This is a genomic window from Streptomyces sp. NPDC043812, assembly GCF_056436245.1.
The window spans coordinates 72,968-97,200 of record NZ_JBWKCY010000025.1; the positions used below are offsets into that span (position 1 = coordinate 72,968).

Sequence of the window (24,233 nt, forward strand, 5' to 3'; positions counted from 1 at the left end):
CATTTAGGGTGGAACGTATGGCTGCCAAGACGGAAGAGGCCGCGCTCGGTTACGAGCAGGCGCGTGACGAACTGATCGAGGTCGTGCGCAGGCTGGAGGCGGGCGGGACGACGCTCGAGGAGTCGCTGGCCCTGTGGGAGCGCGGCGAGGAGCTGGCGAAGGTCTGCCGTCATTGGCTCGAGGGCGCCCGGGCGCGCCTGGACGCGGCGCTGGCGGAGGCGGAGCCGGACGACGGCGGAGCCGCGTCGGCGTAACGACTCCGGGGGCACAAGGCTCGGGCGGGACAGCTCCGGGGGCACAGGGCTCGGGCGTAACGACTCCGGGGCGCGAGACTCGGGCGAGGCAGCTCCGGGGGCACGAGGCTGGGGCGAAACGGCAGAGCCGGGACTGTGAGTCGGGTCACGACACCCCGGCATTAGTTGAAAATTAACCTATCGGGGTCGTACGGTGAATTCGTTGGTTGACCCATTATCCGTTTCGGAAGGTACGCCCCGATGTCGCTCGTTCTTGACCCCGCTGCCCAGGACCTCCTCTTCCGCGAGGCCCGTACCGCCAACTCGTTCACCGACGAGCCGGTGACCGACGAGCAGGTCCAGGCGATCTACGACCTGGTCAAGTACGGCCCGACCGCCTTCAACCAGACGCCGCTGCGCGTGGTGCTGGTGCGTTCGGCCGAGGCCCGCGAGCGCCTCGTCGGTCACCTCGCCGAGGGCAACCAGGCGAAGACCGCGGCCGCCCCGCTGGTCGCGATCCTGGCCGCCGACAACGAGTTCCACGAGGAGCTCCCGGCGCTGCTTCCGCACTTCCCGCAGGCCAAGGACCTCTTCTTCAGCGAGCGCCCGGTCCGCGAGTCGGCCGCCAGCCTCAACGCCGCCCTGCAGGCCGCCTACTTCATCATCGGCGTCCGCGCCGCCGGTCTGGCCGCCGGCCCGATGACCGGCTACGACGCCGCGGGCATCCAGAAGGAGTTCCTGGACGGCGACCACACCCCGCTGATGGTCGTCAACATCGGCAAGCCGGGCGAGGACGCCTGGTTCCCGCGTTCCCCGCGGCTGTCGTACGACGAGGTCGTCACCACCGTCTGACCGGCGCCACGGCGCTCGCGCCTCTTGCGTCTCTTGCGTCTCCGCACGGCGAAGGCCGCCGCGACCCCGGCCCGGGGTGGCGGCGGCCTTCGCCGCACCTGTCCCTAACGCTTCGGGGAGGCCGACGGCGACGCCTTCGCGTCCCCGCCCTCGGCTCCCTCGGCCTTCAGCGCCGCGGCCATCTCCGCCAGCCGCGCGGGCGACGCGGTGCCCATGACCACGGTCGTGGCGCCCTTGGACGTCAGCACCAGGGCGTCGTACTTCGGCCCCTCCCAGCGCTGCCACGTCTCGCCGCCCACCTGCTGGGTCGCCGAGGTCCTGGCCGCCTCCCGGGTGACCTTGCGGACGTACTTGTCCGCGGGCTGTGCCGCGGACTGCTCCACGGCGACGTACTGGTCGTCCGGGTCCAGGAAGCCGAGGTGCCAGGCATCGCCCTCGGCCCCCTTGTACGCCACGGACGTCGCGCGCCATTCACCGGTCAGCCCCTCGGGGGCCGCCACCGGATACGGCGCAGCCCGCCGCGCCGTCAGGAGTTCCACGCGGTAGTCGACCGGCTTGACGGGGTCGGCCTTCTCGTCGTGCGGGACGAGCATGTAGATGCCCGCCACGACGACGCCGATCACCGCCATCGACTGGAACATTCCCCGGACCGTCTGTCTGCCTCGCATACCTGCCACGCCCCCCATGTTCGCATCTGGCAGGGATGCTCAAACGTGGCCCCCTCTGCTCAATTTGTCGACGTACCGATAGAGTCGCACCACCCTCTTTATTACGGCCGTCGTCGTACAGAAAGGTGCGCTCCGATGACCGAGCATCATCTGCCGTCCCCGCTCGAGGTCTCTCCCGAGGCCCCCGACCGCAACCTCGCCCTGGAGCTCGTCCGGGTCACCGAGGCCGCCGCCATGGCCGCCGGGCGGTGGGTCGGCCGCGGCGACAAGATCGGTGCGGACGGCGCAGCCGTCAAGGCCATGCGCACCCTCGTCTCCACCGTCTCCATGAACGGCGTCGTCGTCATCGGCGAGGGCGAGAAGGACGAAGCCCCGATGCTGTTCAACGGCGAGCGGGTCGGCGACGGCACCGGCGCCGAGGTCGACATCGCCGTGGACCCGATCGACGGCACCACGCTGAACGCCAAGGGCATGCCGAACGCGATCGCCGTGCTCGCCGCGGCCGACCGCCACACCATGTTCGACCCGTCCGCCGTCTTCTACATGGACAAGCTGGTCACCGGCCCCGAGGCCGCCGACTTCGTCGACATCAACGCTCCCGTCTCGGTCAACATCCGCCGGGTCGCGAAGGCCAAGAACTCCTCGCCCGAGGACGTCACGGTCGTCATCCTGGACCGCCCCCGCCACGAGGGCATCGTCAAGGAGATCCGCGAGACCGGCGCGCGCATCAAGTTCATCTCCGACGGCGATGTCGCGGGCTCGGTCATGGCCGTGCGCGAGGGCACCGGCGTCGACATGCTGATGGGCATCGGCGGCACGCCGGAGGGCATCATCTCCGCCTGCGCGATCAAGTGCCTGGGCGGCACGATCCAGGGCAAGCTGTGGCCGAAGGACGACGCGGAGCGGCAGCGCGCGCTCGACGCGGGCCACGACCTGGACCGTGTGCTGCACACGAACGACCTCGTCAGCGGCGAGAACGTGTTCTTCGTCGCCACCGGCATCACGGACGGCGAGCTGCTGCGCGGCGTGCACTACCGCGGCGAGACGGCGACGACGTCCTCGCTGGTGATGCGCTCCAAGTCGGGCACCATCCGCAAGATCGACTCGACGCACCGGCTGTCGAAGCTGCGAGCGTACAGCGCGATCGACTTCGACCGGGCGAAGTAGCCGAGCCGAAGAAACATGGAAGGGGCGCCCCTTGCGGGGCGCCCCTTTTCCGTTTCCGTGCTGCCCGGTGGTCAGGCCGCCGACGGGGACTTCTTCAGCTCGACCTCGCGGCGCCGGCGGCGGGCCAGCACAACACGGCGCTCGGCGGCCGTGAGCCCGCCCCACACCCCGTACGGCTCGGGCTGGAGCAGTGCGTGCTCGCGGCATTCGACCATCACCGGACAGCGCGCGCAGACCCTCTTGGCCGCCTCTTCGCGCGCCAGTCGCGCGGCCGTCGGCTCCTTCGACGGGGCGAAGAAGAGCCCGGCCTCGTCGCGGCGGCACACCGCCTCCGCGTGCCAGGGACCGGCCTCATCCTCCCGAGCAGGGATGCGCTGAGGCGGAATGGCGGCGACCTGCAAGGACTGATGCGGCAGTTGCAGCACGGTCTACTCCTGACGACGGATTCGCGAGCGAGAGACGATGCAGCACTCCCTACCCGCTGTGCGCACTCCTATGCACTGAGTGGCACTGAGTTCCGAGGCACGGAAATGCGTATCGGCACGCGCGGCGCGAAATGCTCCGGAGCGCGCCGCCGTCAGCCGAGGTGTTTGCGCAGGCGGCCGTGGAGGTCGGTGATTCGTCGGCCCCGCTTGGGCCGCGCCTCGACATTGCCGAAAACCGAGTACCCGTTGATGACGACCACGGGCGCTTCGGGATCGGCCGCTTCGAGGGTGACGACCTCGAAGTTCCCGAAGATCCCCGTGCCGCTGCCGCGCAGCGAGATGTTCTCCGGGACGCGCACCTCGACATTGCCGAAGAGGGACGTCGCGTTGATGACGGTCAGGCGCTGCCCGAACAGGGCCTCGGTGAGGTCGATCTCGATGTTGCCGAACAGCGAGAACGCGTTGGTCCGGCGGCCGACGCGCCAACGGCCCTTGCGCGTCGAGCTGGAGAAGACGGCGACGAGGTTCTCGGCGGGCCCGGTGGGCAGGTCCGCGTCCGCGGCATAGGAGGCGGTGGCGGCGGAGCTGCCGGTCGCGGGCAGGTCCCGCACGATCGGCTCCAGCTCGCCGACGGTCTTGGCGCCGTAGACGGCGTCGATGCGCTCGGAGTGCTCCTCGGGATCCAGCCTGCCTTCGGCCAGGGCATCCCGGAGGATGTCCGCGATCCGGTCGCGATCGGCGTCGGAGGCGCGGATGGCGCGGTCGGGACTGTCGGCCTCCATGGGGACGGCCGGCTTCTGGGGCTGCTTCTCGAGGTCCACGGAACCAGCCTAGCGAAACGCGATAGATCGCGACCAGGGGCGGCACGAACGGAACCAGTCGCAATCAGCCGAAATTCTCACGGTCACGCCCCGCTCGGACACGGTCGCGACCCCGCGCGGACATCACGGCGCACGCCCCTGCGGGCCAACATCCCAAGATCCCGGGAAGTGAGCCTTACCTCACAGGATCGGCGCCGTGCGGGCGTCTTACGCTGGGTGGCGCTGCCAATGGAGGCACGCTGCTGTCTGTGAAGTGAGGAATGGGCGACATGCCGGAGTTCGCGTATACGGATCTGCTCCCGCTGGGCGAGGACACCACCCCGTACCGGCTGGTGACGGCCGAAGGTGTCTCCACCTTCGAGGCCGACGGGCGCACCTTCCTCAAGGTCGAGCCGGAGGCGCTGCGCAAGCTCGCTGCCGAGGCCATCCACGACATCCAGCACTACCTCCGCCCCGCCCACCTCGCACAGCTGCGCCGGATCATCGACGACCCCGAGGCCTCGTCCAACGACAAGTTCGTCGCGCTGGACCTGCTGAAGAACGCGAACATCGCCGCCGCCGGTGTGCTCCCCATGTGCCAGGACACCGGCACGGCGATCGTCATGGGCAAGCGCGGGCAGAACGTGCTGACCGAGGGCGGGGACGAGGAAGCCCTCTCGCGCGGCATCTACGACGCGTACACCAAGCTCAACCTGCGGTACTCGCAGATGGCCCCGCTCACCATGTGGGACGAGAAGAACACCGGCTCCAACCTGCCGGCGCAGATCGAGCTGTACGCCACCGACGGCGGCGCGTACAAGTTCCTGTTCATGGCCAAGGGCGGCGGCTCCGCCAACAAGTCCTTCCTCTACCAGGAGACGAAGGCCGTGCTCAACGAGACGAGCATGATGAAGTTCCTGGAGGAGAAGATCCGTTCGCTCGGTACGGCCGCCTGCCCGCCGTACCACCTGGCGATCGTCGTCGGCGGCACGTCGGCCGAGTTCGCGCTCAAGACCGCGAAGTACGCCTCCGCGCACTACCTGGACGAGCTGCCCTCCGAGGGCTCCGCACTCGGGCACGGCTTCCGTGACGAGGAGCTGGAGAAGAAGGTCTTCGAGCTCACGCAGAAGATCGGCATCGGCGCGCAGTTCGGCGGCAAGTACTTCTGCCACGACGTGCGCGTGGTGCGACTGCCGCGGCACGGCGCCTCGCTGCCCGTCGCGATCGCCGTCTCCTGCTCGGCGGACCGCCAGGCCGTCGCGAAGATCACCGCCGAGGGTGTCTTCCTGGAGCAGCTGGAGACGGACCCGGCCCGCTTCCTGCCGGACACCACGGACGAGCACCTCGCCGAAGAGGGTGACGTCGTCAGGATCGACCTCAACCGTCCCATGGACGAGATGCTGGCCGAGCTGACCAAGTTCCCGGTCAAGACCCGCCTTTCGCTGACAGGCCCGCTGGTCGTCGCGCGCGACATCGCGCACGCCAAGATCAAGGAGCGGCTGGACGCGGGCGAGGAGATGCCGCAGTACCTGAAGGACCACCCCGTCTACTACGCCGGTCCGGCCAAGACGCCCGAGGGCTACGCCTCCGGCTCCTTCGGCCCGACCACGGCCGGCCGGATGGACTCCTACGTCGAGCAGTTCCAGGCGGCGGGCGGCTCGAGGATCATGCTGGCCAAGGGCAACCGGTCGAAGCAGGTCACGGACGCGTGCGGTGCGCACGGTGGCTTCTACCTCGGCTCGATCGGCGGCCCGGCGGCGCGGCTCGCGCAGGACTGCATCAAGAAGGTCGAGGTCGTCGAGTACGAGGAGCTCGGCATGGAGGCCGTCTGGAAGATCGAGGTGGAGGACTTCCCGGCGTTCATCGTGGTGGACGACAAGGGCAACGACTTCTTCCAGGACCCGGCGCCGGCACCGACGTTCACGTCGATCCCGGTGCGGGGCCCCGGTCAGGCGTAGTCACCCACACCTTCCGGGGGTGCGGCGGACGGGCGGAGCCGTCCGCCGCACCCCGTTCGGGTCACGCGAAGCGCTGGCCCGCCGAGCCGTCGCAGGGGCGCAGGCGGAGCGCATCGCCGGACGCCCCCGCCGTGACGCACAACGACGGTGCTGCCGCCGGGCGCAACGTGTCCGAGGCCCGCACGAACTGCTGGTTCGCACCTCCGTGGCAGTCCCAGACGATCAGTTCCGTGCCGTCCCGGTGCGACGAGTCCGGGACGTCCAGGCACCGGTCCTGGGTCAGCTCGGTGTGCACGGAGCGACGGGACGCGTCGTGCCACCAGCTCTGGTTGCGGCCACCATGGCAGTCCCAGGCCATCACCGGCGTTCCGTTACGGGTGACCGCGCCCTTGACGTCGGCGCAGGGGCCGGACGCCGCCTTCAGCGGGCGGTACGCGTCGTCCCACGCCAGCGGGAACAGTGCCGGCCTGCCGCTGGAGGCGACATCCGCGCAACTCGCCTCCCGCAGGCCCGAGTCGTACAGCTGTGTGAGGCACGAGGCGAATGCCGCGTGACCGCGTGCGTTCGGGTGGAAGGACTGTCGGACCGAGTTGGCGTCCGGCGGGAAGGGGTGGGTCACGTCCACGTAGAGTCCGCGGGCCCAGGTGTCCTGGTAGCAGACCTCGTGGCCGTGGAAGAGACGGGAGTTGTCGAGGTAGACCGCGCCGGTGTTCTGCGCGGCCCGGCGCATGCCGCGTTCGAAGGCGGGTACGGCCGTGTCACGGCCCCAGACGGTGTCGGAGTCGTAGCCCATGCCGCCGCACAGCAGTTTCCCGGGGAATTGCGGGTTGTCCCGGAAGTCGGGGCCGATGGGGCTCGGGTAGCCCATGACGACGAGCCGGTAGTCGCCGTCGGTGTATCCGGCGTCGCGCATGACGGTCCGCAGGTCGCGCACCGTCTGTTCCACCTTGGGGACGAGGCCGTCGACGCGGGCCTGCCAGCCGGGCGCGTACTTCGGCGCGCAGGGCCCCTGGATCGTCAGATAGCGCACGACGCAGTCGGTCATGACCGGTCCGAACTGGAGGTCGTCGTTGGCGCCGGCGACCAGGACCACCATCTTGATGCGGGTGTTGCGGGCCTTGATGGCGAGGTTGTCGCTCTGGACGAGTTCATCGGCGTGCTGCTTGCTGCCGCCGGCGCGGATGTTTCCGGTGGAGGCGCCGGAGCAGGAGACGTTGTACGTGACGTCGGCCGCGATGCCCGTGCGGTGGATCGCCGCTTCGGGCGAGCGGTGGCACCAGTTGTCGGGGCCGCTGGTACCGGGCTCGTACGTGCCGATGCCCTCACCGGAGATCTCGCTGTCACCCAGCGAGATCAGGCCGGTCTTGCGCTGGTCGAGCGGGCGTTCGCCCGGGCCGCCGTAGAGAGCGGTGGCCTCCGCCGCGCGGATCGCCTCCAGTTCCGGCGGCAGTGGCACCGACGAGAGGGGGGTCGAGGGTTCCGCGGCGGCCGGTGCGGACAGCGCCGTCCCGCCGAGGACGGTGGCGAGCACGGCGGCGGCCGCGACAGTGCGTCGAAGTGGGTGAAGTCTCTGGCCTGTTCCCTTCATTGCGCCTCCCCGAGTTGTGGTTACTCCGGGTATTTACTGGCGGGTAGCGCAGTTGGGAATAGGCGGAACAAGACAACTGCTCAACTTTTCGAGGGTTCCGGCAGGGCCAGAGGGAGGACGAGGATGAACGACGCGAGCGCGGACGGATTCCGGATCGAGCACGACTCCATGGGTGAGGTGCGCGTTCCCGCCCACGCCAAGTGGCGCGCGCAGACCCAGCGGGCCGTGGAGAACTTCCCGGTCTCGGGTCAGCGCCTGGAGCGTGCGCACATCGAGGCCCTGGCCCGCATCAAGGCCGCCGCAGCCCTGGTCAACGCCCAACTGGGCGTCCTGGACGAGGACATCGCGCACGCCGTCGCCGACGCGGCGGCCGATGTCGCCGAAGGCCGCTGGGACGAGCACTTCCCGGTCGACGTCTTCCAGACCGGTTCCGGTACGTCCTCCAACATGAACACCAACGAGGTGCTGGCCACCCTGGCCACCGAACGGCTGGGCCGCGAGGTGCACCCGAACGACCACGTGAACGCCTCCCAGTCGTCCAACGACGTGTTCCCCTCCTCCATCCACATCGCGGCGACCGCGGCCGTGACCGGCGATCTGATCCCCGCGCTGGAGCATCTGGCCGCCTCGCTGGAGCGCAAGGCGACCGAGTTCGCGACGGTCGTGAAATCCGGCCGTACCCATCTGATGGACGCGACGCCGGTCACGCTCGGCCAGGAGTTCGGCGGTTACGCCGCGCAGGTCAGGTACGGGGTCGAGCGGCTGAAGTCCTCCCTGCCACGGCTCGCCGAACTGCCGCTCGGCGGTACCGCGGTGGGCACCGGCATCAACACCCCGCCCGGCTTCGCGGCCGCCGTCATCGCCGAAATCGCCCGCACGACCGGGCTGCCGCTGACCGAGGCACGCGACCACTTCGAGGCGCAGGGCGCGCGCGACGGTCTGGTGGAGACGTCCGGCCAGCTGCGGACGATCGCCGTGTCGTTGACCAAGATCTCCAACGATCTGCGCTGGATGGCGTCGGGGCCGCGCACCGGTCTCGCCGAGATCGCGCTGCCCGACCTCCAGCCCGGCTCCTCGATCATGCCGGGCAAGGTCAACCCGGTGATCCCGGAGGCCGTGCTGATGGTCGCGGCGCAGGTGACGGGCAACGACGCCACGGTCGCCATCGCGGGCGCCGCGGGGAACTTCGAGCTGAACGTCATGCTCCCGGTGATCGCCAAGAACCTGCTGGAGTCGGTCAGGCTGCTGGCGAACGCCTCCCGGCTGCTCGCGGACCGCACGGTCGACGGCATCACGGCGAACGTGGAACGCGCCCGCGAGTACGCCGAGTCCTCCCCCTCCGTCGTCACCCCGCTCAACAAGTACATCGGCTACGAGGAGGCGGCGAAGGTCGCCAAGAAGTCGCTCGCCGAGCGGAAGACCATCCGCGAGGTCGTGCTGGAGTCCGGCTATGTGGACCGCGGTGCGCTGACCCTCGAGCAGCTGGACGAGGCCCTGGACGTGCTGCGTATGACGCACCCGTGACCAGGATCGCAGCGGCAGGACGGGGCGGCCCCTAAGATCTGGCCATGACAGGCACGGAACGCATCGAACGCTGGGCGCCCGGGGACCACATCCTGTGGCGGTACCGCGGGCATGCCCCCGACCTGGACGGCTGCGGCGTGCACATCGTCCGCCCTGTGACGGTCGTCCAGGACACCGACGAGCTGCTCGCGGTGTGGATGGCACCGGGGACCGAGTGCGTGAAACCGGTGCTCGCCGACGGCACGCCCGTCCATCTGGAGCCGTTGGCGACCCGGTACACCGCCCCGCGCAGGCTGGCCAGGGACCACTGGTTCGGCACCGGGGTGCTGAAGCTGGCGCGCCCCGGTGACCCCTGGTCGGTCTGGCTGTTCTGGGAACGGGGCTGGCGGTTCAAGAACTGGTACGTGAACCTGGAGGAACCGCACACCCGTTGGGCGGGCGGCGTCGACTCCGAGGACCACTACCTGGACATCTCGGTGTATCCGGACCGCAGTTGGCTGTGGCGGGACGAGGACGAGTTCGCGCAGGCCCAGCAGGTGGGGCTGATGGACGCCAGGACGGCGCGACGGGTGCGCGAGGCGGGCCGGGCGGCCGTGGAGTCCATCCGCGCCTGGGAGGCGCCGTTCTCGGCGGGTTGGGAGCACTGGCGCCCCGATCCCTCCTGGCCGGTTCCGCAGCTGCCGGCCGACTGGGGCCGCGCTCCGGTCGACCGGCTGGCGTCCTGAGGCCGCCGCGGGAGCCCGCCGGGACAGGGGCGATGCGTTGACGCGGGGCGAAGCTGGCCGAAACTTTGCGTTTCAGCGGCCGCGGCACCCGAACCCTCCGCCCTTGTGACCACTGCGGTCCCGTCCCAGTGTCCGATTCCGGTCAGGGAACGCGCTCCCGCGTATACGACCTCGTGAGACTCTTGATGCGCCCCCTGGGGGCAAACGTAGGATCGTCGTCCGCAAGGCCACACCGTACGAGGGAAAGGCCGCCGCAGGGCGCACCGCACGTCAGCACGCACCACGAGCCATGACGAGTCAGTCGAGTCAGCACGAGTCACCACAGGGGGTTGAGCTGTGCCGGATGCCCGCCACCCTGTCGACGCCGCCCGCAGAGCGGCTGCATCGGCCGGGGGTTCGGGGGTTGTTCCCCGAGACAGCTCGGCACCGCCCCTCGAGGCGACTGCATCGCATCACCGGCCCGGACGGACGGAATCCCACGCGTGACGGAGCATCCCACCTCCCACGAAGGCCGGCAGCCCCTGGCTGCGCGGTCGCACGAGCGCACCCGCCCGCGGGCGGAAGCGGCCGCGGCCGCTCCCTCCGGGCCGCCGCCGAAGCCCCAGCCGCAGACGGGGACCCAGGCGCACGCCGTGCAGGCCCAGGCCCAGGACATCGCCGGGACCGCGCGCCGCGAGGGTGACCGGCTGCGGTTCGTGGGGGCTGCGACCCGGCGCATTGCGCGCGGGATAGACCTCGACGAGATCGTGCTCGGCCTGTGCCGGGCGACCGTGCCGACGTTCTCCGACGCGATCCTCGTCTATCTGCGCGACCCGCTGCCCGTCGGTGACGAGCGGCCGGTGTCGCCCTTCGTGCTGCGCCTGCGCCGGACCGACAGGCTGCGCCTGAACGCGGACGACGCCGACCAGGGCGTGGGCGCCCTCATGCCCGTACTGGACCCGGGGAGCGAGGTCGCGCCGGCCGCCGAGCTGTGCGAGGTGCGCTCCGGTGGCGCGCTCTCCGAGGTGCTGCGCGGCGTGCGGCCCGTGTTCGGGGATTCTGCGGCCGCTCGTGCCGCTCTGCCGGAGCTCCTGGGCGACGGTCGCAGCGTGCCGAGCGGACACCGGGCGATACTCGCGCCGCTCCGGGGCAGGCGCCGCGTGATCGGTGCCGCGGTCTTCCTGCGCCGTCCGGACCGTCCGGCGTTCGAGCCGAACGACCTCCTGGTGGCGGCCCAGCTCGCCACGCACACCGCGCTCGGCATCGACAAGGCCGTGCTCTACGGTCGCGAGGCGTACATCGCGGACGAACTGCAGCGCACCATGCTGCCCGACTCGCTGCCCCAGCCGACCGGCGTCAAGCTCGCCTCCCGTTATCTCCCGGCGGCCGAGACCGCCCGCGTCGGCGGCGACTGGTACGACGCGATCCCGCTGCCCGGCAGCCGGGTCGCCCTGGTCGTCGGGGACGTCATGGGCCACTCCATGAAGTCCGCAGCGATCATGGGGCAGTTGCGCACCACCGCGCAGACGCTCGCCGGTCTCGATCTGCCGCCGCAGGAGGTCCTGCACCACCTCGACGAGCAGGCCCAGCGGCTCGGCGCCGACCGCATGGCGACCTGCCTGTACGCGGTCTACGACCCGGTCTCGCACCGCATCACCATCGCCAACGCCGGACATCCGCCGCCCATCCTGCTCCACCTGGGCGGGCGGGCCGAGGTGCTGCGCGTACCGCCGGGCGCGCCCATCGGTGTCGGCGGCGTGGACTTCGAAGCCGTGGAGCTGGACGCCCCGGCCGGCGCGACGCTGCTGCTGTACACCGACGGACTGGTGGAGTCCCGGCTTCGCGACGTGTGGACGGGTATCGAGCAGCTGCGGGAGCGGCTCGCCGCCACCGCCCAGCTGACCGGCCCGGACCACTCGCCTCCGCTGGAGGCGCTGTGCGACGACGTGCTGGACATGCTCGGCCCGGGCGACCGCGACGACGACATCGCCCTGCTCGCCGCGCGTTTCGACGGGATCGCTCCCAGCGACGTCGCGTACTGGTTCCTGGAGCCGGAGGACGCGGCGCCCGGCCGTGCCCGCAGGCTGGCCCGCCGTGCGCTGGCACGCTGGGGGCTGGAGGAGCTGTCGGACTCGGTGGAGCTGCTGGTCAGCGAGGTCGTGACCAATGCCGTGCGTTATGCGGAGCGTCCCGTGACGCTGCGGCTGCTGCGTACGGACGTGCTGCGCTGCGAGGTCGGGGACGACTCTCCGCAACTGCCGAGGCAGCGGCGCGCACGGGACACGGACGAGGGCGGCCGTGGGCTGTTCCTGGTGAACCGGCTGGCAAGGCGCTGGGGGGCGACACGGCTGTCCACCGGCAAGGTGGTCTGGTTCGAGCTGCCCACGCCCGGCTAGGGGCGTGGCCGGTGGATCAGGGCCGGACATGCCCTGGGCGTGGGCCGCTACGCCGGACGGCCTCTCAGCCGCATGCACCAAAAGTCCGGATTCGTGTTGCCGCTGAAGTGTCGCAGGCGTCGACCGGGGCACACGGACGGAGCGACCACACATCCCAGAGATCGACGGGAGGACGCTCGTGACCGGATCGACCCCCAGGACTCCGTACACGACCAACAACGCCGGCATTCCGGTGGAGAGCGACGAGCACTCGCTCACCGTCGGCTCCGACGGTCCGATCCTGCTCCAGGACCACTATCTGATCGAGAAGATGGCCCAGTTCAACCGTGAACGGGTCCCCGAGCGGGTGGTGCACGCGAAAGGGTCGGGCGCGTACGGCTTCTTCGAAGTGACCAACGACGTCAGCCAGTTCACCAAAGCCGACCTGTTCCAGCCGGGCAAGCGCACCGAGATGCTGGCCCGCTTCTCGACGGTCGCGGGTGAGCAGGGCTCCCCCGACACCTGGCGCGACCCGCGCGGTTTCGCGCTCAAGTTCTACACCGAGCAGGGCAATTACGACCTGGTCGGTAACAACACCCCGGTCTTCTTCGTACGCGACACGATCAAGTTCCAGGACTTCATCCGGTCGCAGAAGCGCCACCCGGCCAGCGGATTGCGCAGCAACGACATGCAGTGGGACTTCTGGACCCTCTCCCCCGAGTCCGCGCACCAGGTGACGTGGCTGATGGGCGACCGGGGAATCCCCAAGACCTACCGCCACATGAACGGCTACAGCTCCCACACCTACATGTGGATCAACGGGGCAGGCGAGCGGTTCTGGGTGAAGTACCACTTCAAGACCGACCAGGGCATCGGCTTCCTCACCCAGGCCGAGGCCGACGAGCTGGCCGGCTCGGACGCGGACAAGCACCGCCGCGATCTGTACGAGTCGATCGAGTCCGGGAACGCGCCGTCCTGGACCCTCAAGGTCCAGATCATGCCGTTCGAGGACGCGGCCGATTACCGTTTCAACCCGTTCGACCTGACCAAGGTGTGGCCGCACGGTGACTACCCCCTGATCGACGTCGGCCGGATGACGCTGAACAGGAATCCCGAGGACTACTTCATCCACATCGAGCAGGCCGCCTTCGAGCCGTCGAACATGGTGCCCGGCATCGGGCCCTCGCCGGACAAGATGCTGCTCGGCCGGCTGTTCTCGTACCCCGACACCCACCGGTACCGGATCGGCCCGAACTACGCCCAGCTGCCGCCCAACCGGCCGCACGCGGGGATCAACTCGTACGCCAAGGACGGCCCGATGCGATACGTGCCGTCGAACGCGTCCAGGCCGTACGCCCCGAACTCGTACGGCGGCCCCGCGGCCGACTTCGGACGCTTCGGCGACCCGGCCGGCTGGGAGACGGCGGGCGAGATGGTACGCGAGGCGTACAAGCTGCACCGCGAGGACGACGACTTCGGGCAGGCGGGCACGATGGTGCGCAAGGTGCTCGACGACCCGGCGCGCGAGCGGCTGGCGTCGAACGTGAGCGGGCATCTGCTCGACGGCGTCACCGAGCCGGTGCTGGAGCGTGCGCTGCAGTACTGGCGCAATGTGGACAAGGAACTCGGGGACACGATCGCCAAGAAGGTCAACGGCGGCTGACCTCTTTGCCCTGCGGCAGCGGTGTCCGCCGATCCGGCCGGATCGGCGGGCGCCCTTTTTTTCGTTGTCAGTCCCGCGGTCGGAGCTGATTGTTGCCGCCGTCGTCCGTGCCGTCACCCGGTGGCACCGGCGGCGTGAGCGTCGGGCGCCCGGTGACCGTCTCGGTGGGCGTCGGGATCGGGTCCTTCGTCGGCGTCGGGTCCTCGGTCTCGGACTCCGTCGGGGTCGGCGTCGGGTCCTCGGTCTCGGACTCCGTCGGGGTCGGCGTCGGGTCCTCGGTCTCGGACTCCGTCGGCGTCGGCGTCGGATCAGGGCTCGCGATCTCGGCGACGTCGAGGTCGAACTCCTCGTCCGAGCCGCCGTTCAGCGCACCGAGTGTGTAGTCCGCCCAGATGCGGGCCGGGAAGCCGCCGCCGTTGGCGCGGCCGGAGCTGGCCGTACCGGTCAGGCTGACCTGGCGGCCCCCGTCCTCGGGCGGCGCCTCGCCGAACAGGGCGACGACGGTGGCGAGTTCGGGGGTGTAACCGGCGAACCATGCCGACTTGTTGTTCTCCGAGGTGCCGGTCTTTCCGGCCGCCTGGTACGCGCTCGACCGGGCCGCGATACCGGAGCCGTTCTTCACCACGCCCGTCAGGCCCGCGGTCACCGTGTCGGCCGACTCCCGGCTGATCACGTGGTCGCCGATCGGGTCGGGGAGGTCGAGGCGGCGGTCCTTGTGCTCGGCCTTCGCGACGATCGTCGGCGTGACCTTGCGGCCGTGGTTGTCGAGGGTGGCGTACACCCCGGCCATGTCCCAGGTGGACGCGTGCATGGTGCCGAGGGCCAACGACGGCCTCAGCGGGAAGTTCTTGTCCGGCACGCCCATGTCCAGCGCGGTCTCCTTGACGTCCTCCAGGCCGACGTCCACGGCCATCTGCGCGAACGCGGAGTTGATCGACCGGTTCAGCGACGTCTGGACGGTGACGGGGCCGTAGCTCTTGCCGAGGTCGTTCTGCGGGGCGAACGGGGTGTCGCTGCCCACGACCGGACGCCTGCTGGTGCCGTCGTAGACGGTGTTGATGCCGATCTGACGGCCGTCCTGGGTCTGTGAGCCGTTCTCCAGCGCGGAGGCGAACACGACGGGCTTGAAGGTGGAGGCGGGCTGGTAGTCGGTGCGGGTGGCGTTGTTCATGTAGTGCTTCACGTAGTCCACACCGCCGTACAGCGCGACGACCTTGCCCGTCTTGGGATCGACCGAGGTGGCGCCGGCCTGCACCGTGGCGTCGACCTTGTTGCCCTTGCGGTCGAGCTGGTCCTCGAGCTGCTTCTCGACCGACTTCTCCAGCGCCTTCTGGCGCTTGGAGTCGATGGTGAGGGTGATCGTCCAGCCGCCGGCCTTCAGGTCCTCCTCGTCCAGGCCCTGGCGGGCGAGCTCCCGGTCGGCCGCCTCGACGAGATAGCCGGTCTGGCCGTCCATGCCGGGGGCGGCCTTGGGGGTCCTGGGGACGGGGAACTTGAGTCCGGCGCGCTTGCCGGGGTCGAGCCAGCCTTCCTCGACCATGTTGTTCAGCGTGTAGTTCCAGCGGTCCTTCACCAGCTTCTTGCCGGTGTCGGAGGCGACGGCCCAGTCGTACTGGCTGGGCGCTTGGAGCAGTGAGGCGAGATAGGCGCCCTGCGAGACGTTCAGCTTCTCGGCGTCGACGCCGTAGTAAGCCTGGGCGGCCGCCTGGATGCCGTACGCGTTGCGGCCGTAGTAGCTGGTGTTGATGTACCCGGCGAGGATCTCGTTCTTGTCCTTCTTCTGGTCCACCTTGAGCGAGATCACCAGCTCCTTGAGCTTGCGGGTGACCGTCTGGTCCTGGTCCAGGTAGTAGTTCTTGACGTACTGCTGGGTGATGGTGGAGCCACCCTGCTTGCCCTTGCCGGTGAGCGTGTTCTTGAGGCCGCGGAGGGTGCCCTTGAGGTCGACGCCGGAGTCCTCGAAGAAGGTCTTGTTCTCCGCCGCGACGAACGTGTACCGGACGTCCTCCGGGATGCTCTCCAGGCCGACGATCTCGCGGTTGACCTCGCCGTCGCGGGCGAGGATCTTTCCGTCGCTGAACTTGTAGATGTTGCTCTGCTTCTCGGCCTGGTCGTTGGGATCAGGTACCGGGACCAGCAGATAGACCACGTAGAACGCGCCCATCGCCACCAGGCACAGGCCGAAGAACGTGCCCAGCAGCTTCCTCCAGGTGAAGAAGCGGCGTATGCCCGTGGGCCCCGCCGATTTCGCCCGGCGCGCACTGCGCTGCCGAGCCTGTCGCTCTTCCGCTCGGCCCATCGCTTCGTTGCTCCGCTCTTCGGTCGTCGGTCGCTGTATCGGCCAGGGCACCTGCCCGGAATCAGCTCAGAAAGGTAGCACCGACCAAGCAGACAAAGGGGAATCGATCCCCCCTTTTCCGGACGTGACAATCAGCACCCCTTCCGAAGGAACCGACTCATGAGGGGCGCCCAGGGTTGCGACGTGCGCTAAAGTGATATCACTTTGATAGACCTTACGAACGGGGAGTGGACCATGCCTGCAACCAACGGACCGGGGACGGCCGACGCGGGAACCGCGGCCGACGTACCGCAGATGCCCGCGCCCCGCGTGCGGGAGCTCGCGGCCCGCAGCATCGGCGGCGGGCTCGCGCTGCTGCTCGGACTGCTCGGCCTCGCCGCGGGCGTGGGCCTCGTGGTCGGCGCAACGGCGGTCGCGTCGACAGGCGGCAAGACGCTGATGATCGTGGGCGGCATCGTGCTCGGGCTCGCCGCGTTCCTCGCGATGTGCGGGCTGAACATGGTCGCGCCCGGCGAGGCGCGGGTCGTGCAGCTCTTCGGCCGCTACCGGGGGACGATCCGCACGGACGGACTGCGCTGGGTCAACCCGCTCACCTCGCGCACGAAGATCTCCACCCGGGTGCGCAACCACGAGACGGCCGTACTGAAGGTGAACGACGCGTACGGCAATCCCATCGAGCTCGCGGCCGTCGTGGTGTGGAGGGTCGAGGACACCGCCCAGGCGATGTTCGAGGTGGACGACTTCCTGGAGTTCGTCTCGACGCAGACGGAAGCGGCCGTGCGGCACATCGCGATCGAGTACCCCTATGACGCGCACGACGAGGACGGACTGTCCCTGCGCGGCAACGCCGAGGAGATCACCGAGAAGCTCGCGGTCGAGCTGCACGCGCGGGTCGAGGCGGCGGGCGTCCACATCATCGAGTCCCGCTTCACACACCTCGCGTACGCCCCCGAGATCGCCTCCGCCATGCTGCAGCGCCAGCAGGCCGGTGCGGTGGTGGCCGCCCGCCGGCAGATCGTGGACGGCGCGGTGGGCATGGTCGAGGCGGCCCTGTCCCGGCTCACCGAACAGGACATCGTGGAGCTGGACTCGGAACGCAAGGCGGCGATGGTGTCCAACCTGATGGTGGTGCTGTGCGGCGACCGCGCGGTACAGCCGGTCCTCAACACGGGCACCCTGTACCAGTGACGCCACCACCCCCACCGCCGTCCGAACGCAAGCAGGTGCTGCTGCGCCTGGACCCGGCGGTGTACGAATCACTGGCCCGCTGGGCCGGCGACGAACTGCGCAGCACGAACGCACAGATCGAGTTCCTGCTGCGCCGGGCGCTGGCGGAGGCCGGGCGGCTGCCGGGCTCCGTGGGGCCGATAGCGCGCCGGGGGCGGCCGCCGAAGCCCCCGGCGCCGTAGCGGGGGGGGCGGGCCCGGGCAACTACCACGTGGGCCCGCCCTCGCCCCCTTCGGCCCGGTGGCCGCAGGGGGAGCACCCCACGTATACACCCGAGGTATACACCCGATGTACAGTTCCCTCATGTCCATCGGTCACACACTCCTCGGGCTCCTCGAATCCGGCCCCCGCCACGGCTACGACCTCAAGCGCGCCTTCGACGAACGCTTCGGGCACGACCGTCCCCTGCACTACGGGCAGGTCTACTCGACCATGTCCCGGCTCCTCAAGAACGGGCTCGTCGAGGTCGACGGCATAGAGGCCGGCGGCGGGCCCGAGCGCAAGCGCTACGCCATCACCGACGCCGGGATCACCGACGTGTCGCAGTGGCTCGCACAGCCCGAGAAGCCCGAACCGTATCTCCAGTCGACGCTCTACACCAAGGTCGTCCTCGCCCTGCTCACCGGCCGCAGCGCGGAGGAACTCCTCGACACCCAGCGCGCCGAGCATCTGCGGCTGATGCGCATCCTCACCGACCGCAAGCGCAACGGAGACCTCGCCGACCAGCTCATCTGCGATCACGCCCTCTTCCACCTCGAGGCCGATCTGCGCTGGCTGGAGCTCACATCCGCACGGCTCGGGCGGCTGTCGGCGGAGGTGCGCGCGTGACACCCGAAGGCTCCCTGCTCGTCGCCGACGATCTACACAAGGCCTACGGGCCCACCCCCGCCCTCGCCGGCGCCTCGTTCTCCATCCACCCCGGCGAGGTCGTCGCCGTCATGGGTCCGTCGGGGTCCGGCAAGTCGACGCTGCTGCACTGCCTCGCAGGGATCGTCCGTCCCGACTCCGGCTCCCTCACCTACGCCGGGAAGGACCTGACGACGCTGTCCGACACACAGCTCAGCGCGCTGCGGCGGACGGAGTTCGGGTTCGTGTTCCAGTTCGGGCAGCTCGTGCCGGAACTGAGCTGCGTCGAGAACGTCGCCCTGCCGCTGCGGCTGACCGGCGTCCGGCGCAAGGACGCCGAACGCACAGCCCGCGAGTGGATGGAGCGTCTCGAGGTCGACGGCATCGCGGCCCAGCGGCCCGGCGAGGTCTCCGGCGGGCAGGGGCAGCGCGTCGCGGTCGCCCGGGCACTCGCCCCCTCGCCGCGCGTCGTGTTCGCCGACGAGCCGACGGGAGCGCTCGACTCCCTCAACGGCGAGCGGGTGATGGAACTGCTCACCGACGCAGCCCGGCAGCACAACACCGCGGTCGTGCTCGTCACCCACGAATCCCGGGTCGCCGCCTGGTCGGACCGCGAGATCGTCGTGCGCGACGGCAGGTCCCGCGACATGGAGCAGGCCGTATGACACTCCTCGGCCGACGCGACGACAGGGCCACCGCACCACCGGCACGCCCTGCCCCCGGCACCCTCGCCGTATGGCTGCGCGATCTCGGACTCGGCGTCCGCTTCGGCCTGTCCGGCGGACGCGAGGGCTGGGTCCGCACCGGGCTGACCTCCGTGGGCGTCGGACTCGGGGTCGCCCTGCTGTTCATCGCCGCCTCCGTGCCGCAGATGACGCAGGGCCGCGAGGACCGCGAGACGGCCCGGGCAGCGACCGGTGCGGTCCCCGGCAAGCATGTCGAGCGCTCGGACCGGACCCTGGTGGAGGTGGACGCGAGCACCGAGTACCGGGCGCAGACCGTCGTCGGCGCCCTGCTGCGCCCCGACGGCGCCCATCCGCCCCTGCCGCCCGGTCTCGACCGGATACCCGCCCCCGGCGAGATGTACGTCTCCCCCGCCCTCGCCGACCTGCTGGATTCCCCCGAGGGACGGCTGCTGAAGGAACGCCTGGACGACAGGCGGGTGGGCATCATTGCCGACGAGGGCCTGCTCGACCCGGGCGAACTCGCCTACTACGCGGGCAGCTCCACCCTGACCACCGACAACGGCGGCACCAGGACGAGTGGTTACGGCCACCCCGGTGCGACCGAGCCCGTGGACCCCGTACTCGTCGTCGTCATCGTGCTCATCTGCGTCGTGCTGCTGGTCCCGGTCGCCCTCTTCATCGCCACCGCCGTCCGCTTCGGCGGCGAGCGCCGCGACCGACGGCTCGCCGCGCTGCGTCTGGTCGGCGCCGACATCCGGATGACCCGGCGGATCGCCGCGGGCGAGGCACTGCTCGGCGCAGTGCTGGGGCTGGCCGTCGGGCTGGCCGTCTTCGCCACGGCCCGGCTCTTCGCCGGTTCGGTACGGCTCTGGGGCCTGAGCGCCGCCCCCTCCGACGTGGTCCCGGTTCCGGCTCTCGCCGCGCTGGTCCTGGCGGCCGTGCCGGTGGCCGCGGTCGTGGTCACGCTGGTCGCGCTGCGGTCGGTGACGATCGAACCGCTCGGCGTCGTACGGGAATCGGCGCCGCGGCGCCGCCGCATGTGGTGGCGCCCGGTGATGCCACTGACCGGCCTCGGGGTGCTGCTGGCGACCGGCACCGTCGACGAGGAGACCGAATTCGTGAACCCGTGGCCCATCGCGGCCGGCACGGTCCTCGTCCTGGTCGGTCTCGCGGCGCTGCTGCCGTGGCTCGTCGAAGCGGTCGTGGGGCGCCTGCGCGGCGGCCCCGTGCCGTGGCAACTGGCAGTCCGGCGACTGCAGCTGAGCAGCGGCGCGGCCGCGCGGGCGGTGAGCGGCATCACGGTGGCGGTCGCGGGAGCGATCGCCCTGCAGATGCTGTTCGCCGGTATGCACGAGGACTTCAACCGGGTCACCGGGCAGAACCGCGAATGGAACCAGATGACGGTGACCGCGGAGAGCCCGAGCGTGGCACTCGCGGAGCGCATGACCGAGGGCTTCCGGACGACGCAGGGCGTACGCGGGGTCATCGGCGTGATCGAGTCGTACGTGACGAACCCGGAGCCCGTCCCGGAAGACGCGATCCAACCGACGACGGGCCTGACCGTCGGCAACTGCGCGACGCTGCGGCAACTGGCGCGCATCGGCTCCTGCGCGGACGGGGACACGTTCGTCGTCCACGGCAGCGGCAAGGAGGCGCCGCCGAAGGAGTGGGTCGACAGGACGGCCCGCAAGGGCAAACCCGTGAACCTCGGCTCGGACACGTCGTCCGGCGGCCCCGCCCAGGTGCTGTGGACGCTGCCGAAGGAATCGCGCACGGTCCCGGCCCGGCCAGACCCCGCCGGCCGGGAGCACGAAGGCATCTTCGCGACCCCCGGCGCGATCGACGCCTCCACGCTGCCGAGCGCCTGGACGACCGCGCAGGTGCAGATCGACAGCAGCGTTCCGGACGCGCGCGAGTACGTGCGCAATACGGCGGCGCGGATCGACCCGTCGATGCGGGTCTTCACCATCCAGCGGATCGAACGGGACCGTCAGTACGCGAGCGTCCAAACCGCCCTGCGTGCGGGCGCGACGGGCACCCTGGCGCTGATCGCCGCATCGATGCTGGTGTCACAGATCGAGCAACTGCGCGAACGCAGGCGCCTGCTGTCGGTACTGGTCGCGTTCGGCACACCGCGCTCCACCCTCACCTGGTCGGTGCTGTGGCAGACGGCGGTCCCGGTGGTACTGAGCGCGGCGGTCGCGATCGCGGGCGGCCTGGGCCTGGGCGCGGCGATGCTGCGCCTGCTCGCGAAGCCGGTATCGGACTGGTGGGTGTTCGTGCCCATGGCCGGAGCGGGGGCAGGGGTGATCCTGCTGGTGACGCTGCTGAGTATGCCGCGGTTGTGGCAGTTGATGCGGGCGGAGGGCTTGCGCACGGAGTGACGGCGAGCGTGGGCGGGGGCCGGGGCCTGCCTGCCCCAGCCCGTGGGGGGTAGGGCGGGCAGGGTGGGCAGGAAGCCGCTCCCTCACAACGACAGCACGCGCACCGGCAGCCCCCGCAGCGCCCCCCGCAACGCCCCCGCCAGTTCCTCGAACTCCTCGCCCCGCGCCGCCCCCGTCCGCATCGCCAGGGCGACGCGGCGGGACGGGGCCGGCGCGGCGAACCAGCCGGTGCGCAGACCTCCGGCGCGGGCCGTTTCGACCTCCACCGCCGTTCTGGGGAGCAACGTCACGCCCAGGCCGCCCGCGACCAACTGGACCAGCGTGGACAGGCCGGCCGCCGTCGTCGTCACGGGGGCACCCTCCGTGCGTCCCGCCTCGCGGCAGATGTCCAGGGCCTGGTCACGCAGGCAGTGCCCCTCGTCGAGGAGCAGCAGATGCAGCTCGCGCAGCGCCTCCCGGGGGATGCCCTCCCGGTCGCCCAGCCAGTGGTCGTCCGGCGTGACCAGGACGAAGTCCTCGTCGAAGAGGGGTAGTTCCGTCACGCCCGGTACGCCCAGCGGCACCGCCAGCAGCAGCAGGTCGAGGCGGCCGGCGGCCAGACCGTCCAGCAGGGAGGAGGTCTGCTCCTCGTGGACCTGGAGGTCGAGGTCCGGGTAGCGCTCGTGGACCAGCCGCAGCACCGCCGGCAGCAGATACGGCGCGACGGTCGGGATGACGCCGAGCCGGAGCACGCCGGTGAAGGGTGCCCGTACGGCCTCGGCCTCCTCCAGCAGTTCGCCGACTGCGTCGAGGACGGCCTTCGCCCGCACCGCGAGGCGTTCCCCGGCCGGGGAGAGCAGCACCTTGCGCGTCGTACGCTCCAGGAGCTGGACACCCAGTGCCTCCTCCAGCGCGGAGACCGCGCCCGAGAGCGCGGGCTGACTCATCCCGATCGCGGCGGCCGCGTCCCGGAAGTGCAGATGTTCCGCCACCGCCGCGAACGCCCGCAGCTGGGCGAGACTGGGCTGCTTGGCTCTGTGCACGTGGCTCACGGACTTTCCCAGTGATAAGAAACATCGATCATTTGCCGCAATTCTAACCGCTTGCGCGATCAATGCAGGAATGGGCCCACGAAAGTGGAGGCTTTCCTTCTGGTGAATGAACACCATGGGACAACACATCACGCACACATGCCGATATACAGGGCTGCATCTACCCGCGCCGGCGAACCAGTCGAGGACGACCGGGCAATCTGGAGGAGATGCGACGTGATACCTGTGGGCTCGTACGGTCGCCTGTCGGAAGACAAGGCCCTCAGGTCCCGCCAAGCCAATCGGGACGAGGGGGATCAAGTAGCGGAACAGTTCAAGCGGAACGCACAGTTCGCAACGACGGTGGGCTGGACTGTCGTGCGCGAGTACAGCGACAACAACATCCCGGCCTCCGACCCCGCGATCCTTCGACCCGACTTCGAGCAGATGTTGAGGGATCTGGAAAGCGGCTCCATTCGCGGCATCGTTTTCACCCACGCCGACCGTCTGGCGCGTCTCGAATTCGACGCGGCGCGTATCAACCGGATTTTTCTCATGAATTCTCGACTCGTCGGCCGCGCCGTCGACGGTGGCACCGACCTGTCCACGGCCGAGGGCCGCACCATGTTCATGGTGCAGGCCACACTGGGCGGTGCCGAGGTCGCGAACACCAAGCGCCGGGTCAGCGGGGCCAACAAGGCCAACGCCGAGCAAGGCCGGATACACGGAGCGCCGCGCCCCTTCGGGTGGGCAGACGACCGCAAGACCCTGCACGAGGCGGAGGCCGAGCTCCTGCGCGCCGCCATCCTCGCCGTCCCGAGCGGTAGAACGGTCGGCCAGATCCGCAAGGAGTGGATCGCTCTCGGCTACCGGCCGAGGGAAACGAAACGACGCAAGAAGGACGGGAACGGGTACGCCCTCCAGCACTCCACAGTCGAGGCACGACTGGTCAATCCCCGAGTCTGCGGATATCGGACCTACATGCCGCAGGCGGAACGCCGCGGCGGCAAAAGGCAATGGACGCCCGACCACATCCTCTACAAGGACGGCAGACCCGTCACAGGCGACTGGGAAATCATCGTCTCGCCCGAGGAGTGGGCGGCATGCGTCGAAGAGATCGAAACGCGCAAGGCGGCTCGCCATGGAGATGGCGAGAAACCGCACGACACCAGCCAGAAGTACCTCCTGAGCGGTATCGCCAGGTGCAGCTTGTGCTCATTCTCCATGACCGCCAACTGGTACACCAAGGGGACCAGTTCGCATCAGAGGTACGGGTACAGGTATGCCTGCCTCACCAACCTCGGCGGATGCGGAGGTGTCACCCGCGTCGGCCCGCCCGTCGAAGACCTCGTCACCAGGGTCTACCTCGAAGAGGTACGACGCAGCCTCGGCGTCGCCACCGAGGCGGAAGAGATCGACGAGACCCAGAACGACGAGCGACTCGCCGAAATCTCCCAGGAGATGGAAGAGGTCAACGAACGCCGCAGAGCCAAGCGCATCTCCATGACCCAATCCCTCGATCTGATCGAGGAGTTGGAAGAGGAGCGTGACGAGCTCACTCGGGAGCGTCGCAAGCTCCTGGCGTCCAAGGTGCAGCGCCGGGATGCCTCGCCGGACCTCCTGAGGGACTGGGAGAGCTACAGCATCGCGGAGAAGAAGCATCGGCTGAAGCAGAGCATCCGGGCTGTGATCATCCATCCCGCCGGGCGAGGCAAGAGGTTCGACCCTGCACTGATCGAAATCGCCTGGGCAGAACCACCCCAGGTCCGCAATCCGTCGACCGAGAGTCGATAAGCGATGCCGATCAATCAGGGCGACACAACC

General features: G+C 69.8%; 20 protein-coding genes. 14 read left to right on the forward strand and 6 right to left on the reverse strand.

The window, feature by feature from the left end; genetic code table 11:
- Positions 1-17 precede the first annotated feature (17 nt).
- A complete protein-coding gene (locus tag AC067Z_RS30170) occupies positions 18-254 on the forward strand; it encodes an exodeoxyribonuclease VII small subunit (RefSeq protein ID WP_478792810.1) in 237 nt (78 codons plus the stop codon).
- A gap of 240 nt (positions 255-494) precedes the next feature.
- Complete coding sequence (locus AC067Z_RS30175) at positions 495-1,085, forward strand: malonic semialdehyde reductase (protein WP_478792811.1); 591 nt, start codon at positions 495-497, stop codon at positions 1,083-1,085.
- A 104-nt stretch (positions 1,086-1,189) separates the two neighbouring features.
- Here the strand turns inward: AC067Z_RS30175 and AC067Z_RS30180 are convergent, their stop codons facing one another.
- Complete coding sequence (locus AC067Z_RS30180; RefSeq protein ID WP_478792812.1) at positions 1,190-1,771, reverse strand: DUF4245 domain-containing protein; 582 nt, start codon at positions 1,769-1,771, stop codon at positions 1,190-1,192.
- A gap of 117 nt (positions 1,772-1,888) precedes the next feature.
- On the opposite strand from AC067Z_RS30180, the gene glpX reads away from it, so the two are divergent.
- Positions 1,889-2,920: a class II fructose-bisphosphatase gene (gene glpX, locus AC067Z_RS30185; protein ID WP_478792813.1), complete on the forward strand. Its 1,032-nt coding sequence runs from the start codon at positions 1,889-1,891 to the stop codon at positions 2,918-2,920.
- Between the two features lie 71 nt (positions 2,921-2,991).
- Here the strand turns inward: glpX and AC067Z_RS30190 are convergent, their stop codons facing one another.
- Positions 2,992-3,345, reverse strand: a complete 354-nt coding sequence (locus tag AC067Z_RS30190) for a WhiB family transcriptional regulator (RefSeq protein WP_478792814.1) — start codon at positions 3,343-3,345, stop codon at positions 2,992-2,994.
- 152 nt (positions 3,346-3,497) lie between these two features.
- Positions 3,498-4,166 carry a DUF1707 SHOCT-like domain-containing protein gene (locus tag AC067Z_RS30195; RefSeq protein WP_478792815.1) on the reverse strand — a complete coding sequence of 223 codons (669 nt, stop codon included), beginning with the start codon at positions 4,164-4,166 and terminating at the stop codon, positions 3,498-3,500.
- Between the two features lie 269 nt (positions 4,167-4,435).
- On the opposite strand from AC067Z_RS30195, the gene AC067Z_RS30200 reads away from it, so the two are divergent.
- Positions 4,436-6,103 carry a fumarate hydratase gene (locus AC067Z_RS30200; protein ID WP_478792816.1) on the forward strand — a complete coding sequence of 556 codons (1,668 nt, stop codon included), beginning with the start codon at positions 4,436-4,438 and terminating at the stop codon, positions 6,101-6,103.
- 61 nt (positions 6,104-6,164) lie between these two features.
- On the opposite strand, the gene AC067Z_RS30205 is transcribed toward AC067Z_RS30200, so the two are convergent.
- Positions 6,165-7,691, reverse strand: coding sequence for a ricin-type beta-trefoil lectin domain protein (locus AC067Z_RS30205; protein WP_478792817.1), 1,527 nt, complete (start codon positions 7,689-7,691; stop codon positions 6,165-6,167).
- A gap of 123 nt (positions 7,692-7,814) precedes the next feature.
- On the opposite strand from AC067Z_RS30205, the gene AC067Z_RS30210 reads away from it, so the two are divergent.
- The 4 genes from AC067Z_RS30210 to AC067Z_RS30225 all read left to right on the forward strand — a co-directional run bounded on the left by AC067Z_RS30210 (position 7,815) and on the right by AC067Z_RS30225 (position 13,957).
- A complete protein-coding gene (locus AC067Z_RS30210; protein WP_478792818.1) occupies positions 7,815-9,215 on the forward strand; it encodes a class II fumarate hydratase in 1,401 nt (466 codons plus the stop codon).
- A 44-nt stretch (positions 9,216-9,259) separates the two neighbouring features.
- The gene (gene fomD / locus AC067Z_RS30215; protein ID WP_478792819.1) at positions 9,260-9,940 is read left to right on the forward strand and encodes a cytidylyl-2-hydroxypropylphosphonate hydrolase; all 681 of its coding nucleotides are present in this window, start codon (positions 9,260-9,262) and stop codon (positions 9,938-9,940) included.
- A gap of 482 nt (positions 9,941-10,422) precedes the next feature.
- Complete coding sequence (locus AC067Z_RS30220) at positions 10,423-12,315, forward strand: SpoIIE family protein phosphatase (protein WP_478792820.1); 1,893 nt, start codon at positions 10,423-10,425, stop codon at positions 12,313-12,315.
- A gap of 178 nt (positions 12,316-12,493) precedes the next feature.
- Positions 12,494-13,957, forward strand: a complete 1,464-nt coding sequence (locus AC067Z_RS30225; RefSeq protein WP_478792821.1) for a catalase — start codon at positions 12,494-12,496, stop codon at positions 13,955-13,957.
- 67 nt (positions 13,958-14,024) lie between these two features.
- Here the strand turns inward: AC067Z_RS30225 and AC067Z_RS30230 are convergent, their stop codons facing one another.
- Complete coding sequence (locus AC067Z_RS30230) at positions 14,025-16,256, reverse strand: transglycosylase domain-containing protein (RefSeq protein ID WP_478792822.1); 2,232 nt, start codon at positions 16,254-16,256, stop codon at positions 14,025-14,027.
- Between the two features lie 234 nt (positions 16,257-16,490).
- On the opposite strand from AC067Z_RS30230, the gene AC067Z_RS30235 reads away from it, so the two are divergent.
- The 5 genes from AC067Z_RS30235 (at position 16,491) to AC067Z_RS30255 (ending at position 21,399) form a co-directional block, all read left to right on the forward strand.
- The gene (locus AC067Z_RS30235; protein WP_478792823.1) at positions 16,491-17,444 is read left to right on the forward strand and encodes an SPFH domain-containing protein; all 954 of its coding nucleotides are present in this window, start codon (positions 16,491-16,493) and stop codon (positions 17,442-17,444) included.
- A complete protein-coding gene (locus AC067Z_RS30240) occupies positions 17,441-17,665 on the forward strand; it encodes a type II toxin-antitoxin system antitoxin (protein WP_478792824.1) in 225 nt (74 codons plus the stop codon). Before AC067Z_RS30235 ends, AC067Z_RS30240 begins: the two co-directional genes overlap by 4 nt.
- Positions 17,666-17,786: 121 nt before the next feature.
- Positions 17,787-18,311 carry a PadR family transcriptional regulator gene (locus tag AC067Z_RS30245; RefSeq protein ID WP_478792825.1) on the forward strand — a complete coding sequence of 175 codons (525 nt, stop codon included), beginning with the start codon at positions 17,787-17,789 and terminating at the stop codon, positions 18,309-18,311.
- On the forward strand, positions 18,308-18,994 hold the full coding sequence (locus AC067Z_RS30250) for an ABC transporter ATP-binding protein (RefSeq protein WP_478792826.1): 687 nt from the start codon (positions 18,308-18,310) through the stop codon (positions 18,992-18,994). Before AC067Z_RS30245 ends, AC067Z_RS30250 begins: the two co-directional genes overlap by 4 nt.
- On the forward strand, positions 18,991-21,399 hold the full coding sequence (locus AC067Z_RS30255; RefSeq protein WP_478792827.1) for an ABC transporter permease: 2,409 nt from the start codon (positions 18,991-18,993) through the stop codon (positions 21,397-21,399). Before AC067Z_RS30250 ends, AC067Z_RS30255 begins: the two co-directional genes overlap by 4 nt.
- A gap of 83 nt (positions 21,400-21,482) precedes the next feature.
- Here the strand turns inward: AC067Z_RS30255 and AC067Z_RS30260 are convergent, their stop codons facing one another.
- Positions 21,483-22,430: a hydrogen peroxide-inducible genes activator gene (locus AC067Z_RS30260; protein ID WP_478792828.1), complete on the reverse strand. Its 948-nt coding sequence runs from the start codon at positions 22,428-22,430 to the stop codon at positions 21,483-21,485.
- 225 nt (positions 22,431-22,655) lie between these two features.
- Between AC067Z_RS30260 and AC067Z_RS30265 the strand changes: the two genes are divergently transcribed.
- Positions 22,656-24,203, forward strand: coding sequence for a recombinase family protein (locus AC067Z_RS30265; protein ID WP_478792829.1), 1,548 nt, complete (start codon positions 22,656-22,658; stop codon positions 24,201-24,203).
- The last annotated feature ends 30 nt before the right edge of the window (positions 24,204-24,233 follow it).

Excerpts from the sequence above, each read along its gene's own strand:
- AC067Z_RS30180 (WP_478792812.1), bottom strand. The coding sequence starts at position 1,771 with ATGGGGGGCGTGGCAGGTATGCGAGGCAGACAGACGGTCCGGGGAATG.
- AC067Z_RS30175 (WP_478792811.1), top strand. The coding sequence starts at position 495 with ATGTCGCTCGTTCTTGACCCCGCTGCCCAGGACCTCCTCTTCCGCGAG.
- AC067Z_RS30230 (WP_478792822.1), bottom strand. The coding sequence starts at position 16,256 with ATGGGCCGAGCGGAAGAGCGACAGGCTCGGCAGCGCAGTGCGCGCCGG.
- AC067Z_RS30205 (WP_478792817.1), bottom strand. The coding sequence starts at position 7,691 with ATGAAGGGAACAGGCCAGAGACTTCACCCACTTCGACGCACTGTCGCG.
- AC067Z_RS30200 (WP_478792816.1), top strand. The coding sequence starts at position 4,436 with ATGCCGGAGTTCGCGTATACGGATCTGCTCCCGCTGGGCGAGGACACC.
- fomD (WP_478792819.1), top strand. The coding sequence starts at position 9,260 with ATGACAGGCACGGAACGCATCGAACGCTGGGCGCCCGGGGACCACATC.
- glpX (WP_478792813.1), top strand. The coding sequence starts at position 1,889 with ATGACCGAGCATCATCTGCCGTCCCCGCTCGAGGTCTCTCCCGAGGCC.
- AC067Z_RS30245 (WP_478792825.1), top strand. The coding sequence starts at position 17,787 with ATGTCCATCGGTCACACACTCCTCGGGCTCCTCGAATCCGGCCCCCGC.
- AC067Z_RS30210 (WP_478792818.1), top strand. The coding sequence starts at position 7,815 with ATGAACGACGCGAGCGCGGACGGATTCCGGATCGAGCACGACTCCATG.
- AC067Z_RS30235 (WP_478792823.1), top strand. The coding sequence starts at position 16,491 with ATGCCTGCAACCAACGGACCGGGGACGGCCGACGCGGGAACCGCGGCC.
- AC067Z_RS30170 (WP_478792810.1), top strand. The coding sequence starts at position 18 with ATGGCTGCCAAGACGGAAGAGGCCGCGCTCGGTTACGAGCAGGCGCGT.
- AC067Z_RS30255 (WP_478792827.1), top strand. The coding sequence starts at position 18,991 with ATGACACTCCTCGGCCGACGCGACGACAGGGCCACCGCACCACCGGCA.